The following is a 17,747-nucleotide window of genomic DNA, read 5'->3' on the forward strand; positions in this document are numbered from 1 at the left end:
TGCTTATGCCGGTCCAATTCTCGCGAGACTACCGGGCGTCGCCCACCCAGGTATAGCGGAAGGTCGGAGCCTCGCCCGCGGTGCGCCGGGCGAATTCCTCTTCCCAGGTCCGGAAAGTCGTGCGATAGAGGTCGGCGATCCGCTCCCGCTCCTCCGGCGCGAGTCGCCGCCGCTCCTGCTCGGCCCGGTCGAACATCGCGTCCGCCTGGCGGTACATATCGAATATCGGGCCGTCGCCGCGGAGGTACGTGCTGCGCGCTTCTTCGGTCTCTCGGACGAAGCGCTCTTCGCTCAGTTCCGAGAAGTCCAGGTCCGCACCGGGTTTCAGGACCTCGTCGATGTCCTCCCGCGACGCGGGTTCGAAGGCGCCGGTCCGGATGTTCAATCGCTGTCCGATCACGGTGCCGTGCTCGGGTTCCTCGAGGCGAATGGTGCCGTTGCGGAATCGGAAGAAGGATGGCGATTCTTTCAACCAGTGCATCGTTCTTCCTTTCGGGATCTTCCGCGCGGTCGTGGCACATCATCGCATCGGCGGGAGCCGCCCGATGATTCGCCCGCTGTCGATCACCAGCCGGGTGTCGCGGCATCCGAATGTGCGCGGGCCTGGGGATCGTGCTCGAACTCCTCGACATTCTCGAATCGCGGGCCGGCATCGGCGTCGGGAGCCCGGCGTTCGGCGGCATTCGGCGGCGCCATCGAAACCTCAGGGGGAGTGGGCATCATGGCCTGGATATCGGGCATGAGCGGGAAGACCTCGGACAGCGCCGGAATCTTGGCCTTCTCGGCCTGCAACTCCGCCAGGATCTCCTGCGACTTCTGCTTGACCTCGACGGCGGCTTCCTGGGCGGCCGAGGTGACGGCGGCGGCGATCTCGGAATAGGTCAGTTCGTCGATGTCATCGGAGAATTCGATCTTGATGACGACACCATCGGCATTGACGGTGACCGTGACCCGTCGCCCGCCGGCACGTGCGCTCGCGGTCAGCCGGGCGCGGTCCCGCTGGGCGCGGGCGAGGGCGGCGAAACTGTTCTGCACCATCTCGGCCAGGTCGGCCAACTGCGCTTTGGCGGCCTCGTTCGTCATGGATCAGAAGCCGTTCTTGTTGGCTTCTTCCATGTTCTCGAACTTGGTCGCGGCGTCGCGCAGGCCCTTCGAATATTGCGCCAGCAGCGTCGTCTTCGACCCGAGGGCCGTCAGCAGAGCGGGCTTGCGCGCGTCGTAGCCGCTCTCGCCATCGGCGAACTTGTCGCCGAATTCGTCATGCCCCCAGACGCCGTCATGGGCCTCCGCGGCCGCGGTGATCGCGTTGAGAATGCCACTGACCTTGGTGTTCACGTCATCGAGTCCACCTGCTACGGAACGCATTCCGGCGACCTCGACCTCTACCTTGGTCATGTCGAACCCCCAATGTTCATCCGGCCATCAGGTTCCGATCATATACGCGTCTACTCGGCGACACCTGCCAAGATCAGTTGATAGTAGGAGCTGTCGAGATCGATGTCGGCGCCCACGAAGGACCGGGACAGGAGTGCGCGCGTCACGCTGCCGGTCTCGGCCGCGGCTATCAGCGCTGTGAGCCAGGACGACGCATTGCCGCCGAGTACCTGCGTCAGCGCGTCGTAGACGGCATCTTCGTTCCATACGCCGGGAATCGCGTCCTGCACGACGTTCGCGTCCGGGGACTCACCGCGGTACCACGCGTTGCCATCCCACCAGTAGCAGAACGACATCAAACCGTTTGCCGCCCTGGGACTCAAGACCGGATCGGCGACCCAATCCGGCGCTCCCCGATAGAACTGCGGCATCGGCGCGCCGTCGTTGTACACGGCATCCAACGCCGGTGCGTTCCATATCCCGCCGGAAAGGACCGCCCTCCCGTGCGGCAGCCGATGCAGCGTCGAGCCGCTGCGAGTGCTGCCCTCGAACCAGCCGAGAGCGCTCGTAACTCGGGGTCCGAGAGGGGATTTCACAGCCACGAACGCCGCGGAGACCACTGCCCACCGTGCCCACAGGACCGGGAGCGGCGGCAGTCCCTCCGGAACCGCATGCTGCCCGCCGGTGGTATCCACTTGCGCAGCCGCGCTCGGTGTCCGGCCCTGCCGACCACCGTGTCCGATATACGCCGCCAGCCACACCGGTAGTCGCCCGCGCGGATACTCCCGGAGGTCGGCAAGGTACGCCTGGGGTGGGAACAGCTGCTGTTCGGGAAAAGGCTCTGTGCCGTAGTCGAATTCGATCCGTGCCGGACCGGTCGTGGTGACAGCGGCGAGGAACCGCCACCAGGGCCCTTCGGCCGACGCCGCCGCCAGCTGCCGAGCCTTTCGCAGCAATTCGATCGCGCGCCTCGACAGCGGCACCTGCGCGGCCCGCTGTCCGTCGGACACGATGACCTGCGCGGTCTCGTCCGTGACGGTCATCGCGATCGCCGCTTCCAGCCGATCGAACCCATCCGGGATCAGGGCGAGAAGCTCATCGGCCACTTGCTCGACCACCTGGTCCGCAGTGGTGCTCGATTCGGCCGCGACGACTGCCGCGGCCATCCGGAATCCAACATCCGGCGATTCAACAGTCGAATTATCCTGACTCACACTGTCCTCGGTCTCCACTCAACTTCCGGTGATCACCTGAATAGCCGCCCGCTGCGCCGCATCACCGATCTCCCCGACCCGATACCCGCGATTCGCGATGTGCTGCACCAATTCCGGCTCCGGCGCCAACCCATGCTTGTGCAGATAGTGCGGCACCGCCCCCGCCCACACCCACACCCCATCGGTCCGGAAGTTCAACGGCACATCCCGATCGCCGGGCACGAACTCATCCTGCTCGAAACTCCGCGCCGCCAACACGATCGGCGCCGACTCCAAATACGCCAGCACAGCCATCCGCGTATTCCCGTCTACCGCAGGACGATCCGCGACGGGTCGCCCGTCGGCATCCTTGCCGTCATACACGCGCGCCATCCGCGGCGGTGTGACAACAGGCTCGATCTTGACGGTCGCCTCGACCGCGGGAGCGGGCGGAGCCGGTGCGAAGGGATTGGGCGGGGGAGCGGGTGCGAAGGGATTCGCCGTGGGAACGGGTGTGAAGGGATTGGGCGCGGGAGCGGGCGCGAATGGGTTGGGCGCGGAGGCGAACGGGTTGGGCGTGGCGTTCATCGGTGCGAAGCCCGCCCGAGGTTGGGCCGCGATCCGTGGTCGCGCCGACTGCGCCATCAGCCCCGCAACGGTCGCGCCGAGGGACAGCAACAGCGCCATGACCAGAAGTACGAGGCCGATACCCACGTACTGCGAGAACTGGTGCCCCACCATGGCAAAGGTGACGCACAGACCGTTGAATTCGCCCGTGAAGACGAGCGCGGCGGCGGCCGCACCCGCCACGCGCACGGCCGGATTCCGCACGCCCGCACCCGCGAGCAGCGCGATCGCCACGACGACCACGACGATCAGAATCAGTACGAACTGCACCAGAAGCAGCGGCGCCGACCCGTTCGAGTTCATGCGCCAGATGGACCTGAAGCCCGAACTGTCGCTCATCACCGGCTTGAACGATTCCGCCAGCTCGACCAGCGCCGCGACAATCAAGAACACACCCGTGGCCCGGTCCGCCGCCCCACCGGCTGCCGCGTTCATCTCGTGCGCTGCAAAGCGTTTCGAGACCACGGTGTCGCGCAGCCCACTCACCAGAGCCGCGATCGCGACCAGCATCGCCACCGCGATCACCCAAAACCCCGACGCCGGCGAGATGTTCTCCTTGAACGCCTGCGCATAGGCCATCACGTCGCCCGACGAGATCGCCAGCACCATTCCACCCGCGAATGCCGCGCCCCAGAACAGGACACCGCGCCGACCGCCCATCCCCCTCACCAGCAATATCCCCGTCACACCCGCCACGAGCACAATGAGCAGGTACGGAACAGCGGATAGATACTCGGGAATCGACGCAGGGCTTCCGTGCTCTTTCCAGACATAGGTCTCCCACGAACGGTTATCGAACCGAACGCTCGCCACAGGCAGCCAGAACATCGCGAACACCAACACCGCCGCCGCGATCAACAACACCCCGGTAACCCGCCCCGCCCCAGCCCCGGCCCCACCACTGACGACGTCATTCCGCGTATAGGTCATAGCCCTGCCCATCCCCCCACGTGATCCTGCGACCCTAGTTGCCCCGCTCTCCCGACGCCAACGAGAGATTGGCAGGCGGTCGGCGTTGTCTAACGTTCGATGACCGACACCGACTTGCTGCTCCCGTTGGCCAGATAGACCGTATGGGTCGTCTGGTCTACCACCACCTCCTCTGAACCAGCATGAGCGATGGTGGATGTGACTGTCTGGGAAGAGCCGTCGATCACGTAGAGATTTCCGCTGGAGGCCGCGTAGACCGTATGGGTTTCCCGGTCCAGTGCGATTCCCCCGCTCGAGAACGGAGCTTGGCTGAGGTTGATGGAGCCACGGATCGAGCGGGACACGCTGTCGATCACCGTGACTGTTCCGTCGCCCGAGTTGGCCACGTAGGCAGTGTGGGTAAGGGGGTCCACCGCTAGCGCTTTCGGGCGCTTCCCGACTTGAATGGTTGTGGTGACCTGATGGGATTCAGTGTCGATCATCGACACCGTCCCGTCTTCTTTGTTGATCGAATAGAGGGTGTGGGTGCTTGTGTCCAGCTCCAAACCACTCGAACCATTCAGGATTTGGAATCTGGACGTGATCGTTCGCGTCGTGGTGTCGATGACCACTATGAAAGAGTTGTCCCTGGTCACCTCCAAGGCGTACAGGGTGTGGGTCTCCCGATCCAGTGCGATTCCCCGCAAATCGGCGTATCCAACCCTGATGGTGCCGGTGATGCTGCGGGACACCGTGTCGATCACCGATACAGATCCGATTCCGACGACGAAGAGACTGTGAGTACCCGAATCCAGTGCCAATCCGAACAGTTGGGTACGCGCGACGTCGATGGTGGCGGTCGGTTCGTGGGACACCATATCGATCGCTTGCACCGAATTGGCATCTCGACTACCGACATAGATGGTGTGGGAGACCGGATCCACCGCGATGTGGTCGACGGAGACTCCAGCCTCGACGGTGGCGGCTGCTTGCGGCGTGGTGACAGCGCTCTGCTGTTCCGGAGCTGTCACGAACCAGATGCCCAGTGCTGTAAGGACGACGGAGACGGCGACGATGAAGGCGGCCAATTCGCGCCGTGATCTCCTGGCCTTCTTGGCTGGGCGGCCGGCATCGTCGCTTGCGTCCGCGAGGCGCGGTGGTGTGTTCGGAACAGATTCGACGACAACGGTTTCCGGTTCCCACCAACGATCACGGTCGCCATGGTCCGGTGTAGACGGCAACGGCGCCGGGACTGTTGTCGGAGCAAGCAGTGGACTGCGCGATTGCGAGGGCACGGTGGCCGAACGGCGACCGCCGCTTGTCGTCTCGGCCGGGCCGACAGTCGTGGCGACAGCGTCGCGGGCCGCGGTCGCCAGCTCCGCGGTTGTCTGATACCTCTGGGCAGGATCCTTGGCCATGCCCCGCGCGATGACCTTGTCGAACGCCGCGGGTAGGTCCGGCCGGACCAGGCTCGGCTGAGGCGGGGGACTGGTCAGGTGTGCGGTGATCTGTTGCTCGAGGCTCGCCCCGGGAAAAGGCTGTGAGCCGGTGAGGCATTCGTGCAGGACGCACGCCAGCGCGTACACATCCGATCGGATGTCGGCTACACCGGCCAGACGTTCCGGGGACATGTAGGCGAAGGTGCCGATAGCGGCACCGGTGCTGGTCAACCCTGTTTCGGCAGCGGAACGCGCGATGCCGAAGTCGATGAGGTACACGAAGTCGTTCGCGCACAACAAAATGTTGGAGGGCTTCACATCCCGGTGCACAAGCCCATTCGCATGCGCCGCACTCAGCGCCGCCGCTACCTGGCTCACGATCGATACCGCCATCGCCGGTAGCATCGGACCACGCTGGACGAGAACAGTATCCACACCTTGGCCCTGCACCAGCCGCATGTCCAAGTACATGCGCCCGTCGATTTCACCGTACTGGTGGATCGGGATCACGTGAGGGTCGTTCAACCCCGCCGCCGCGCGTGATTCACGCCGGAACCGCTCCCGGAATTCAGGATCAGCAGCGGAGTGCGGCGGCAACACCTTCAGTGCGACCACGCGGTCACTGCGGGTGTCGAACGCCTCGTACACCTGCCCCATCCCGCCCTCACCGAGCAACCGGCGTAGCCGGTAATGCCCGAACGGTGTCCCCTCATCCACGTGCGTCACATCCCCCGTCGTACTGCCTGTTCGCGCCGCACATGGTACCCGAACTGGTCACATCGCCCATGGCCAGCGGTTACCGGAAGGCTAGTGGGTTGGCGGCTCGCAGCCGGCTGCCCGAGAGGCGGCGATTTCAAGCCGGGAAGGGCGCGAATTGGTGGCCGAGCAGCCTCTCCGTCTCGCGTCGACGCCTGGTCATCCCTTCAGGTGAACGATCGACACGACACAGTTGCAGATGGTCGTCGTTCGAGGCGCTCATACCTCGCCGATCAAGGAGTAGCGGAGAGACAGTAGTCGCGTCACCAGTCTTCCGCGCGAATCCGTCCGGGTGTGATGTCGTCCAGTTCTTCGACGTCGGTGAACGTCATCGCAGGCTGGTCCTGTTGGCGCTCAGGGGAATTTGGGGGAGCGGTGGACGCCGGGATGGGTTCGGGGATTCGTTCGGTGAGGTTGGGCATGCCTTCGATGAGGTCGGACATCTTCGGCATGCGGCCGCGTCGTTCCTGGATCGGATTCATGAGTTCGGCGCTCTTGCGGCTCAGTTCGGTGGCCGCGGCCTGCGCGGCGTCGGTGATGGCCTTGCCGAGTTCGTAGAGCGGCAGGTCCTCGAGTTCGGGGTCGATCCGGGTTTCGATGACCGTGCCGTCCGCGTTCACGACCACGGTGACCTGCTTCTGCAGGGCGTATCCGGTGGCCATGAGTTGCGACCGCTTCTGCTGTATCTCCCCGAGCACCCGCATCTGCTGCTGGAACTCGTCGATCATGGAGGCCAGTTCGGCCTTCGCGCTCTCGTTCGCCATGTCTACTTGAACGCGCTCGCGCTGTTCTGATCAGTGCCGTCGAGCTGCTTACCCGACTTGGCCTGGCCGTCGGAGTTGTCCCCGGCGTTCTTGGCCAGGGTGTCGGATAGGCTTTTGAGCGTCTTGCGTGCCGCTTTGTAGCCCGAACCGTCCTCAGCGCCGGCGAATTGCTCACCGTAGGAGTCGTTTCCCCACGGTTCGCCCTTGCCGCCGAGGGTGGCCATGAGGGTGTCGACCACTGAGCGCAGACGAGTGTTGACATGGTCGGTCTTGGTGGCCGCCTGCCGCATCAGCTCCGGATCGACCTCTACTTTGTCCGTCATCAGGAACTACTCCTCCCCGTGCAATGCTGGTGCCGACAGTAATTGGGCATCGCATGCGACGCCATCGGGATTCACGCGTCAGCCGCGTTGCCGCGTCCGCTCATGGAACCGCTGGGCGAAGCCCGCGATGTACACAGTCGGCGGCACCGAGGACGACGACGCCTCGATCACGCCATCGTCGGCCATGTAGTAGATCGCTCGGCCGATCATGATCTCGCCGGGCCGGGCGGGCACGAAAACCATCCAGCCGTTGTCGATTCGCTCGGCGGTCAGCTGGTCGAGGGGATAGCCACTGGTGTCGACACCACGACCGAGGATGAATCGGCGGACCTGTTCGATGGCGTCGATCCGGCTCAGCGGCGGCGCGGTGACGAAGGTCCGCAGCCCCGCCAGTGTGAACTGGTTCAGCGCCGAATCCACGTCGTGTTCGGCGGGGTCGAAGACCGCGGCAACCGTTTCGTAGGTCACCACACCGGCTTGGGCCGCCGAAACCAGGTTTGCGACAGCAGATTTGGTGGCGTCAGTGATCGTTTTGCCGGCCGAGTCCATCACTTGCAGGATCGTGTCGACAGTCGAGCCGGTCGTCCAGATCCCGGGCACCGCGGAGGCCACCCCGGGGCCGAGGGGCGATTCGCCGCGGAACCACTGCCCGTCCTCCCACCAGTAGCAGAAGGTCAGCTGCCCGGTGGCGGCACGCGGATTCAGCACGGCGTCGGTGACCCAATCCGGTGCGCCCGCATACAGATTCGGCAAGGGAACGCCGTCGTTGTAGACGGCATCGAGCTCCGGTGCGTTGAGCACCCCGCCCGAGATGACGGCCCGGTCGCCTGGCAGTACGTAGAGCGTGCTTCCGCTGCGATTCGGGCTTTCGAACCAAGCCAGCGCGGGCAGTATGCGCGGACCGTGCGGGGCGTCGAGGGCGACGAACACCGCCGCGAGGGCGGTCCAGTTGGACCAGGTCAGCGGCAGCGGCGGGAAGACCTCGGTCGTCGTCTGCCCGCGGATCTCCTTGGCCCGGTCTGATCGAGCCTGCTGGGCCGCGACCCGCGGCGAGCGCAGCAGCCGATCGCCGTGGCTCACATACGCGGCCAGCCAGACGGGTAGTCGTTTGCGGGGATACTCGCGCAGATCCGCCAGATACGCCTCGGCCGGAAACAGCTGATCGTCCGGGAACGGCTCGTCGCCGTAGTCGTAGTCGGTCTGCACCTGGCCCGCGTTGTTGAGGCTGATGCGCATCCGCCACCACGGGCCTTCGCTCATCCGGGCCGCGATCTCGCGCTGTTCCTGCACGAGCAGCAGGACGGCCTCCGACGGCTCGGCTCGAAACGCCTGGTCCCCGGCGGAGTACACCACGCTCCAGGCCTTGACGGTGACGGTCCACGCGAAGGTGGCGTCGACGCGCTCCCAGCCCTCCGGTGCCGCGGTCGCGAGTTCACGTGCGATGCGGTGGGTCAATTCCCGCGCTTGCTCGACGATCTGGCCTTCGTCGGGTACAGATTCCGGTCCCGGATGCGACACGACGCTGAACCCGATGTCGGATTCCTGATTCGCCTGCGCGAACCCGGCCATGAACGACTGCATGAATTCGTCGTCCGGATTCCCCGCCTGTGGCCTGTCCACGTCTCGAGCTCCCCTTCTCGACCGCCGCACGTTCCACCCGGTCGGATACCTGTGCGACCTTACACATTCGAGGTGCTCGTGTCGGCTCCGGCCGAGGTTCGCTCAGTGTTCGCGGGGGCCGATGTGGCCGTCGTCGGTGATGTGCAGCGCGTCCAACGCCGCGGTGGACCCGCCGGCGATGGCGACATCCCAGCCGCCATCTCTGCGCTGCGGAGTAAACGACATGACATCGGTGTCGACGCCCGCGCCGACCAGGTACAGCCGGATCCGGTCAGCGGCCTCCGATTCCAGCAGGCCGCCGGGGGGAGCGTCATGAACCGGCCAGGAACGTCGCCGCCGGAAACCGAGGCGTTCGATCTCCCGCGCCTGCTGTTCCTCCAGGCTCTCGCCGCGCCCGCGTACCAGGATGCTCCACACCGCGTCGCGCTTGTCCCAGCGATAGAAGAAGGCGCGGCTGGTCACCTGCAACCGTGCCGAGATCAGCCCGGAGTCCTTGCGTTGCTGCACGTCGATGCGGGCGCTGTGCCCGTATCGATCGCCGAGCAACACCTCGAGGTCGCGGGTCTTGGCCGACGAATCCTCCCGGGCCCGGGTCACCACGGTCGACGGCATGGCCGCGAATCGCTGTACCAGGTCGTCGAATTCGGTCGGTGGACCGGAGAACCGGGCGCTGATCTGGTGAATTCGCCCATTGAAGCCTTTGTCGAAGCGGTTGAATCCCTCTCCGACGAGACTCGCCTTGTCCCAGGTTTCCGACCCGTCGAGCTCCGGCTCGAACCCCAGCCCCTCGAGCAGTGAGACCAGCTCCCGGGCGCGATGCCCACCCTGCGCGATCACCGCCGCGGCCTGGCGTTTGCTGATCGGGGCCAGCGTCGAGGCGATCCCGCCCTGATAACCGGTGTACTCCTCGGGACCGATCCGGCGCAGGCCCTGGGGAATGAACCACAGTGTTCGCACGGCGACACCCCCCTTCCGCGTCGGTCCGGCCCCGGAATCTTGCCGCCGACCATAGCCGATCAATAGCGGCGCGGCGCCGCCCCAGTTGATCATCGGCGCGTTCTGTGGCAGCGTGGCGCGAGATCGGGAGCTGTCCCGGTGTGAAACACGCTGCTGGACAGCGCATCAGCAGAGCAGGTCAGCGCGTATTCGGGGGCGATCGTGGCGTCACGGGGGTGTCTGGTTGAAACCAGGACCACGCGAGTGATTCTCGTCGCAGGCGGTTCGCGATGATCTGGGAGCCACCTCTAGCAGGGACTCTCGGCTGGCTCGTCGGCATGAAATGGCCGGACGGCAACGAGGACTCGATGTGGGGAATCGCCGACGACTGGAAGTCCAGCGCCAAGGACTTACGGTCGATCGACGCGGATATCGACGCGGCGATCGCAGCTGTGCGCTTGGCCTATCCAACTGGCGATGGTGGCGACAAGATCATCGAGCAGTTGCAGACCATGCGAACCGGCGACCAGTCGATCGACAAACTCGCCGAGTGGTTCGACACCATCGCCGGCACGGCGGAAAACACCGGAACAGAGCTCGAGTACACGAAGCTCATGTTCTACACCACGCTGATCACCCTGGCTGCCGATATTGCCGCGGCCTGGTTGTTCCCGCCGACTGCACCGCTGGCGGAAGGCGCGGCGATCGGCATAGGTCGCATCGCGGTGCGCATTCTGACACGCCGGGCCATCGATTTCCTCGGCAAAGAGGGGCTCAAAGCCACCGAGATCTCGCTCATGCGGTTCGCGTTGAAGCAGACGATCATCGGCGGTGCGCTGGGTGCGTTGCAGGACGGCGGAATTCAGGCCTACCAGCATGAATTCGGCCGCCGCAGCGAGATCAATACGCAGCAGTTGCTGCTCTCGGCCGGTGGCGGGGCAGCCGGTGGACTCGTCGCGGCTCCCGCCGGCAAATGGCTTCCGCAAGTGATGGTCAACAAGATCGCCAAAGCGCCCATCAAGCAGATCACCGCGCAGAAGGCCGCCAATCTACTCGGCGGCGGAATCGCGGGTGGGGTGGCCGGGCTCGCAGGATGGGCCGTGAGCGGCGGTGTCACACACAACTGGCATTTCGATCCGCGGGTCGTGACCGCAGGCATCGCGGGCGGCACGTTGCCCGGCATGGCGCACGAGGGCAAATCTCCCTGGAAGGGGAGCCCGGACAAGCTCGCCGTGACGAGCACCATGTCCGACGGTTCGCCCTCGGCGGTCACCGAGAAGCAAGTCCACCCGACAGCCGCCGAAGGCACTCCGCACACTGACAATTCCCCGCACGACGCGGCTCCGTCCCATGAAAAGCCCACAGGCGGAACGACTCCGGGTGACCACTCGCAGGGGAGACCGGCGGATCCACAGCCGCGCCCCACCGATCCGGGAACCAGCAAGCAACCCACCGCCGGTGTGCCGCAGGCGGCTCCGGTCGCGCCGATCCCGACCCACACCGGGCCGGTCGTCGATGCCCGCGCGACCGAAACCCCGCAGACCTCCAACCCCGGGCACACACCGGCATCGGCCGAACCCAAACAGGTTCCCGCGGCCGCTCCTCGGACCGAGACGCCGGCCGTTCTCCGGCCGGAGACGCCGGTGGCACCGCGCGCCGACGCACCGGCTCCCACCCGCGCCGACGCACCGGGCGCGCACACTCCACCAGCCGAACCGCGTGCGACCCCCGCCCAGATCCGCGATGCGGCCGGCCAGCCGACGCCGATGAGCGCCCGGGCCACCGGCCTCGAAGTACCTCACGGGCGTGCGGGCGAACGCGCGGATCTCGGAGATGCCGGGCGAACAGTTGAATCCGTCGCGGTGCGGCCCGAGGGTCGCGAGCTCGTCGGTGCGGGCACCGGGCCGGAATCCCGTATCGGTGCGCGGCCTGAAAATCCCGCCGGGTCCCCGGAGCAACACGGACCGAAGCGAACCGGAGGCGACCCGAACGCCGATGCACCGCGACCCGGTGATCATTCCGTCGGCGATCCCGCGAACCGGCATACGGGCGATCCGGCGGCGGAACGCACTGTGCTGCCGAAGGATTCACCGATCACCGAGGCCGAGCACGCGCACGCGCGCGAGGCGCTCCAGCAGCTGCACCCCGACGCCGCCCCCGAACACCTGTTGCATCCGCAGGAAACCGATATCGCGGGCGCGCACAATCGCGCGACCGACAACCACGAGTGGTGGCACGGTCTGACGCCCGAGCAGCAGCACGCGGTGATCAAGGCGCATCCGCACGAGATCGGCAATGCCGACGGTCTGCCGCCGCATGTGAAGGACGAGGCCAACCGACTGGCCATGACGCGGGACCTGAACGCGCTGCACGAGCAGAATCCGCGCATCGAGAAGTGGACGAGCAGGTTCACCGATCCGGAGAACTTCCGACAGTGGAAGAACCTCGAATCCACGCGCAAGGCATTGGAGGAAGCGCACGATCTCGCGGCGAAGTTCGCCGACAAGTTCGGCGGCGAGGAACCGCCGGTGCACGTGCTGTCCTACGACTCGAAGGAATTCAACGGCGAAGGCCGGGCCGTGGTGGCCTTCGGCGACACGTCGAAGGCCTCATCGGTGTCCTTCCACGTCCCCGGCATCACGACGACGGTCCGCAGCCTGGAAGGCAACCTGAAAAACGCCTTCAACCATATGTGGGAGACAACGCAGCGCACCCAGGATCCCGATATGGTCGCCTCCATCGCGTGGATCGGCTACGACGCTCCGAGTGGATTCCCGAAGATCGTCCGGGAGATGACCGATGCCCGTCTGGCGCAGCGGGGCGGCGAGCTGCTGGCCCGAGATGTGGCCTCCTTCAGCCAAACCCGCCGACTAGGCGCGGAACTACCCGGCGGTCACCCCACCCCGGATGTCCACCTGTTCGGCCACAGCTACGGTTCCACGACGACCAGTTTCGCGGGCGCGGGCGGCCGCCTGCACGGCGACATCTCCACGATCACCCTGCTGGGTTCACCCGGAGCCGGTCCTGTCGGCCACGCCGCGGACTTCGGCATCGGCGCACACAACGTCTTCGTCGCCAGCTCCTCCCGCGACCCCGTGACCTGGATCGGCGCGAACACTCTCGGCGAAATCGGCCGTGTGGCACCGAAACTCGGCATGGGCCTGGGCATGGACCCCGCCATCGAAGCCTTCGGTGCCCGCCGCATCGCCGCCCAGTTCCCCGGCGGCGTCCACACGTTGAGCGACATCTCGACGCACACGGGCTACTACAACCACATGGATGAGGGACGCGCCGTCCCGAGCGAATCCCTGCACAACTTCTCCCGCATCGCCTCCGGCCAAACCCCGCACCTCCTACCGGAGTACTCCCGCCCCGGCCACGAGGACCTCAACGCCCGGCAACGCACCCTCGGCTCCAGCCCCCACGACCCGGCCCGCTTCCGCGCCCCCGAAACCGAAAGCCACCAGGGCGAACACCCCTACGGCTACGACGATCTGGTCCACTCCAACCGCACTCTGGACCCGCCCGCCACCGCCCCCGAACGCACCTACACCCAAACCAACGACTGTGGCCCCCAAGCCCTCCGTCAGGTCCACGAACTGACCGGCAACCCCGACATCCACGTCCCCGACGACCCGACGATCGCCGAACACGGCATGACCGCCGCGGAACTCGAGAACGCGGCCGGCGCCCACCTGGACCGCCACGAAACCCTGGGTTCCATAGCCGACCAGCTCCACCGCCTCGGCGACGGCGCAACGGCCCTGGTCGTAGACGAATTCCACGGCCCCACAGACGCCAACGGCGTCGGCGCGCATGCGTACACCATCACCAATGACGGCGGTCGCCTCGTAGTCCACGACAACGCCGTCCCCGGCGGCCCCCACCCGTTCCCGCCGGACCACACCAACGTCAAATCCACCCACGCGATCGTCTATGACTCGCAGGGGAATCCGGTGCGGCCTATCGAATCCGCCCCGCGCGAGAATCCCGTCGGACAACGGCCGGAAGCCCGTATCGGTCAACCGGATCCGCATCCCTCTGCGCCCGAACACGCCAACCCGGCCCATGTCCCGGACGGCAGCGAGCCCGCGCGCCCGAAGCTACCGGTCGAGGACAAGCCCTACTACGCGAACCCGCGCTATGAAGACCCCACGGCCTCGCACGAATACGCCGCGAAGAACAAGATCAGCCACGGCGAGGTCCAAACCATCCGCGACTTCGAGACCGCGAATCATCCCGAGATCTCCCGGCTCACCGATGCCGAGCTGGACGCGATCCGTCGTAACCAAGGGTTCAACCTCAACGAGCCGGTCAACGACGGTACCCGCAACGGCAATCCCGCAACCTTGGCCGACCACGACGTCGAAATCCGCACGCTGATGTCGGCCTACAACAAGCTGCCCGACTACGAGGGCATCGTCTACCGCTCGCTGCGCATCGACGACCCCGCGGTGCTGAGGCAGTTCCTCGCCGACTACTCCGCGGGCAACCACCCCGTGGACGCAGGCTTCGCGTCCTCCGACAAAGGTAGTTCCATGCCGGGGGGCAACATCGAACTGACCATCGAGTCCCACACCGGAAAAGACATCTCCTGGGCGAGCCTGTCCCAGGACGAGGTCGTGTTCCCGCCGGGCACCCAATTCGAAGTCATCCGTCGTGAGTTCATCAACGGCAAATACCACATCCAACTCGCCGATCTAGGGAGGACTCCAGATGCCCATCAGCCCCGAGGAGATGGAGCAGATAGCACGAGAAGTGCTGGGCCCCACGATGAGGGACGAGATCGAGGACCCGGAGATCCGGGCACGAGCCGACCGCAACACGGAGAGACTCCGCGAGATGGACGCGAAGGGACGCCGCCCGGCCACCGAGGACCAGATCAAGATTTGGCAGGCATGGGGCGAGTCGGAGATCGCCCGGATCAACCGGGAACAGGGCGAGAACACCTAGCGGGCGAGGATTCCGCCGCGCCTGCGCGTACCTCCGACCCCGAACAACGCTCACCCAGTACCCATTTCGACCCGGCGTTGGAGCGCCCGTCGACACTGACGCCGCACCTGGCCTCGCGCTTCGAGGAAATGCGGGCCGCCGCCGGAGAAATCGCGAAGGCTCACTACGAGCCGGGACGTGCGGCCGAACTGCCCGCGCTCCGCGAGAAGTTCGTCCAGACGCTGGACCGCGTGGGGCTCATGGACCCACACGAGAGTGCAACTCCCTGGCGCCTTCTCAAGGAATACGATCCCGCACTCGCCCGCTACTTCGAGCAGCACCATGAGACCTTGCTGCCCACGGCAACCGAACCCGCGGCTCACCCCACGGAGTCGGAACGCCACCCAACCGAATCCGACCACCGTCAGAACGAGCCCGACTCACAACAGGATTCGCCTCACGGGGTCCCGGATCACACTCCCGTCGAAGATCCGCTGTCCCACTTCGCGGAAAAGACCCCTGCGGGTCTATCCCTCCACGACGAGCCGGAACTCCGTGAACTAGCCCGTCAGGTCCCCGAAGACCCTCGCTTCTTCACCATCGATGCCCACCTGACCGAGCACGGCACAGTCCTTCTGGACGGTCGCGAATACACAATGGAAGAGCTGGCCGCCCGCCTGAATTCCCTCGCCTACGACGGCCGCCCCATCCGTCTGGTCGGCTGCGACGCCGCCTCCACCGACGCTGCCGCACACTTGGCCAAAGCCACCGGCAAACCTGTCCTGGCCCCCACCAAGCCGGCCTGGACCGACCACGACGGCCGCATCTACTCGTCCACCGCCGAGATCACCTCCGAGGGCACGCGCCGCCCCCGCATCCCACCCGACGGCGATTGGGAACTCGTACGCCCGGACGGCACCAAAACCAAAGTCTCCGAAGACGGTTTTGTTCCGGGTACCCGTGATGAAGACAAGCACGGACTGGTACCGGATGAAGCCCGAGCTCGCGGTGAGGACACCTCGTCGTACAGAGACACCGAGGGCAAGTCGCCTAAGGAAATCGCGCGGGACCGCGTGAAGCTGGCCAACCTGGATGAGGATTGGTTCGGCGATCATTATCAGAAGAACGGGTATCGCAGAGAAGTCGAGCGGTTGGTCGACGATCACCCGCTGCCGCAGCTCAAGCCCGACCGCGATCGTCCAGGCCAGTGGATCCTCGCGGACGACGCGCCTCCACCGCTGCCAAAGAAGTTCAAGGCCGGCCCGGTCGGTGCCCCGGATGGACAGGTGGCCGGCCTTCCTGCAGAGACCAGGCAGCACTTGGATGCCATCGCAAAGATCCGCCGCGAGGCGATTGAAGCCGATCTGCCGTTCCATGACCGGATATCTGCCGCCAAGGATGTTGCTGCACAGGCCAAACAGCGTCTGACGGAGGCTGAGGACGCCTTCAAATCCGAGGGAGGTCCCAGTGCCCGGCAGGAATACGAGGACGCGAAGACTGAGCACGAGAAGGCGGTGCGGGAGCTCGAGTCCGATAAGCAGGACCATAAGGTGCCACACAAGGAGGTGACCGATCGAGGCGAGGAGATCGGTGAGGAGGCCGCCGACCGGCATGCCATACCTGAGCATTTCCCAGACGCCGAGAGGATCGAACTGCCGGAACTGGGCTACGGTCAGCGTCAATTCGACCTCGTCTACAAATTGCCTGATGGCACGATCATCGTCGTCGAGGCGAAGGGGCCGAGTGCGGAATTGGGTGCCTGTACGCTGCCCAATGGTCAAACCGTCCAACAAGGACGTCTCGACTATTTCGAGTCTGTTCTCGATGCGATGACGGAGCGAGGCGAAAGACTGGGCAATGGCGAAGATTCGATCGCTGAACTGCTGCAGGACGCGCTTGACGATGGTCAACTAGAGTACGTCCTCGTTCAAGCCAAGGCGGACGGGGACGTCTACGCCGGTTACGATCTGAAGTATTTCGATCTCGACAGGGAGGCGCAGCCGGGTGGCTACCAGGGCGGTAACTAGGCACAACCTCGACGTCGATGACCCGGATCGCGAAGTCCGGAGTATCACCGACGGGATCGAGCGCAACCTCAGTCGCGTGGCAGCGCATCCGCGGCGGCTGAAGAGTGTTCTTCAGGCATCGTTGCGTCTCGCCGGGCTACGCTCCTACCTGGATCCGATGGCGAACAAGCTTGAAACCTGGCAAGCATACGTTCAGGTGATGCAAGCATCGTCAGCGATCTTCGAAATAGCGACTACAGCTTCGGGTTCAATTGAAGTTCGCATCGGTGAGCAGAGTGTTTCCATTCCTGCCGGATCCACTCAGGGAATTGCTGACGCTGGAAACTGGGTTACCGCTTTCTACTTCGCGGTGATGGGTCGGGACCAAGCGCGCCTGAACATGCTCTCCGAAGTACCGATCGATCTGCTTCGCGCGACGGGATCGGTGTACGACGAGTACATCTACCACTGGGTTGATGCACTGAAAACCTACTGGTCAGAGGGCTCAGATATGGGGGTGAAGCTTCGGGGTGCGTTCGATAGCGCGGATCCCGCCAATGTCAGTCACGTGCCCCCGGACCTCATGCTGAAGATTCTGTACCCGCCGATCGATCTGTTCTACAGGTTTCTCGACGAACAGCGTGCCGAGTTCAATAGCAACTTGGCCCAAGCGCTCCAGCTCCACGATGCCTTCTGGAATTCTGACGAGGATGACCGGCGGAACAATCGTGTGGGGATGATCGCCGTAGGTCCATTGGCGATGGCATGTCTCGCATTCGATGCCGATTTCCAAATCGATGTCGAGTCGGACTACCTGCCCCGGCATATCCTGCAGCGAAGCTGGCTGGGCGAGTTCTCAACATAGCCA

General features: G+C 65.2%; 12 protein-coding genes. 2 read left to right on the forward strand and 10 right to left on the reverse strand.

The window, feature by feature from the left end; all coding sequences use genetic code 11:
- Positions 1-28 precede the first annotated feature (28 nt).
- The 10 genes from ACYVKL_RS09820 to ACYVKL_RS09865 all read right to left on the reverse strand — a co-directional run bounded on the left by ACYVKL_RS09820 (position 29) and on the right by ACYVKL_RS09865 (position 9,962).
- Entirely contained in the window at positions 29-481 is a 453-nt protein-coding gene (locus tag ACYVKL_RS09820; RefSeq protein WP_379168527.1) for a hypothetical protein, read from the reverse strand.
- A gap of 83 nt (positions 482-564) precedes the next feature.
- Complete coding sequence (locus ACYVKL_RS09825; RefSeq protein WP_379168530.1) at positions 565-1,083, reverse strand: YbaB/EbfC family nucleoid-associated protein; 519 nt, start codon at positions 1,081-1,083, stop codon at positions 565-567.
- A 3-nt stretch (positions 1,084-1,086) separates the two neighbouring features.
- The gene (locus ACYVKL_RS09830; RefSeq protein WP_379168532.1) at positions 1,087-1,335 is read right to left on the reverse strand and encodes a hypothetical protein; all 249 of its coding nucleotides are present in this window, start codon (positions 1,333-1,335) and stop codon (positions 1,087-1,089) included.
- Positions 1,336-1,445: 110 nt separating this feature from the next.
- On the reverse strand, positions 1,446-2,540 hold the full coding sequence (locus tag ACYVKL_RS09835; RefSeq protein WP_379168533.1) for a hypothetical protein: 1,095 nt from the start codon (positions 2,538-2,540) through the stop codon (positions 1,446-1,448).
- 66 nt (positions 2,541-2,606) lie between these two features.
- Entirely contained in the window at positions 2,607-4,124 is a 1,518-nt protein-coding gene (locus tag ACYVKL_RS09840) for a hypothetical protein (protein ID WP_379168535.1), read from the reverse strand.
- 89 nt (positions 4,125-4,213) lie between these two features.
- On the reverse strand, positions 4,214-6,259 hold the full coding sequence (locus tag ACYVKL_RS09845; RefSeq protein ID WP_460771787.1) for a serine/threonine-protein kinase: 2,046 nt from the start codon (positions 6,257-6,259) through the stop codon (positions 4,214-4,216).
- A 302-nt stretch (positions 6,260-6,561) separates the two neighbouring features.
- Entirely contained in the window at positions 6,562-7,062 is a 501-nt protein-coding gene (locus ACYVKL_RS09850) for a YbaB/EbfC family nucleoid-associated protein (protein WP_379168538.1), read from the reverse strand.
- Between the two features lie 2 nt (positions 7,063-7,064).
- A complete protein-coding gene (locus tag ACYVKL_RS09855; protein ID WP_379168540.1) occupies positions 7,065-7,385 on the reverse strand; it encodes a hypothetical protein in 321 nt (106 codons plus the stop codon).
- Positions 7,386-7,463: 78 nt separating this feature from the next.
- The gene (locus ACYVKL_RS09860; protein ID WP_379168542.1) at positions 7,464-9,005 is read right to left on the reverse strand and encodes a hypothetical protein; all 1,542 of its coding nucleotides are present in this window, start codon (positions 9,003-9,005) and stop codon (positions 7,464-7,466) included.
- A gap of 102 nt (positions 9,006-9,107) precedes the next feature.
- Positions 9,108-9,962, reverse strand: coding sequence for a hypothetical protein (locus ACYVKL_RS09865; RefSeq protein ID WP_379168544.1), 855 nt, complete (start codon positions 9,960-9,962; stop codon positions 9,108-9,110).
- Positions 9,963-10,231: 269 nt separating this feature from the next.
- Here ACYVKL_RS09865 and ACYVKL_RS09870 point away from each other — a divergent pair, with 269 nt between their 5' ends.
- Complete coding sequence (locus ACYVKL_RS09870; protein WP_379168546.1) at positions 10,232-16,900, forward strand: alpha/beta hydrolase; 6,669 nt, start codon at positions 10,232-10,234, stop codon at positions 16,898-16,900.
- Positions 16,878-17,744 carry an immunity 49 family protein gene (locus ACYVKL_RS09875; protein WP_379168548.1) on the forward strand — a complete coding sequence of 289 codons (867 nt, stop codon included), beginning with the start codon at positions 16,878-16,880 and terminating at the stop codon, positions 17,742-17,744. Before ACYVKL_RS09870 ends, ACYVKL_RS09875 begins: the two co-directional genes overlap by 23 nt.
- Positions 17,745-17,747 lie beyond the last annotated feature (3 nt).

The organism is Nocardia tengchongensis, from assembly GCF_054781395.1.

Bases quoted from the DNA above. Each gene is read 5' to 3' on its own strand.
- ACYVKL_RS09820 (WP_379168527.1), bottom strand. From the start codon at position 481: ATGCACTGGTTGAAAGAATCGCCATCCTTCTTCCGATTCCGCAACGGC.
- ACYVKL_RS09825 (WP_379168530.1), bottom strand. From the start codon at position 1,083: ATGACGAACGAGGCCGCCAAAGCGCAGTTGGCCGACCTGGCCGAGATG.
- ACYVKL_RS09835 (WP_379168533.1), bottom strand. From the start codon at position 2,540: ATGGCCGCGGCAGTCGTCGCGGCCGAATCGAGCACCACTGCGGACCAG.
- ACYVKL_RS09840 (WP_379168535.1), bottom strand. From the start codon at position 4,124: ATGACCTATACGCGGAATGACGTCGTCAGTGGTGGGGCCGGGGCTGGG.
- ACYVKL_RS09850 (WP_379168538.1), bottom strand. From the start codon at position 7,062: ATGGCGAACGAGAGCGCGAAGGCCGAACTGGCCTCCATGATCGACGAG.
- ACYVKL_RS09855 (WP_379168540.1), bottom strand. From the start codon at position 7,385: ATGACGGACAAAGTAGAGGTCGATCCGGAGCTGATGCGGCAGGCGGCC.
- ACYVKL_RS09870 (WP_379168546.1), top strand. From the start codon at position 10,232: ATGATCTGGGAGCCACCTCTAGCAGGGACTCTCGGCTGGCTCGTCGGC.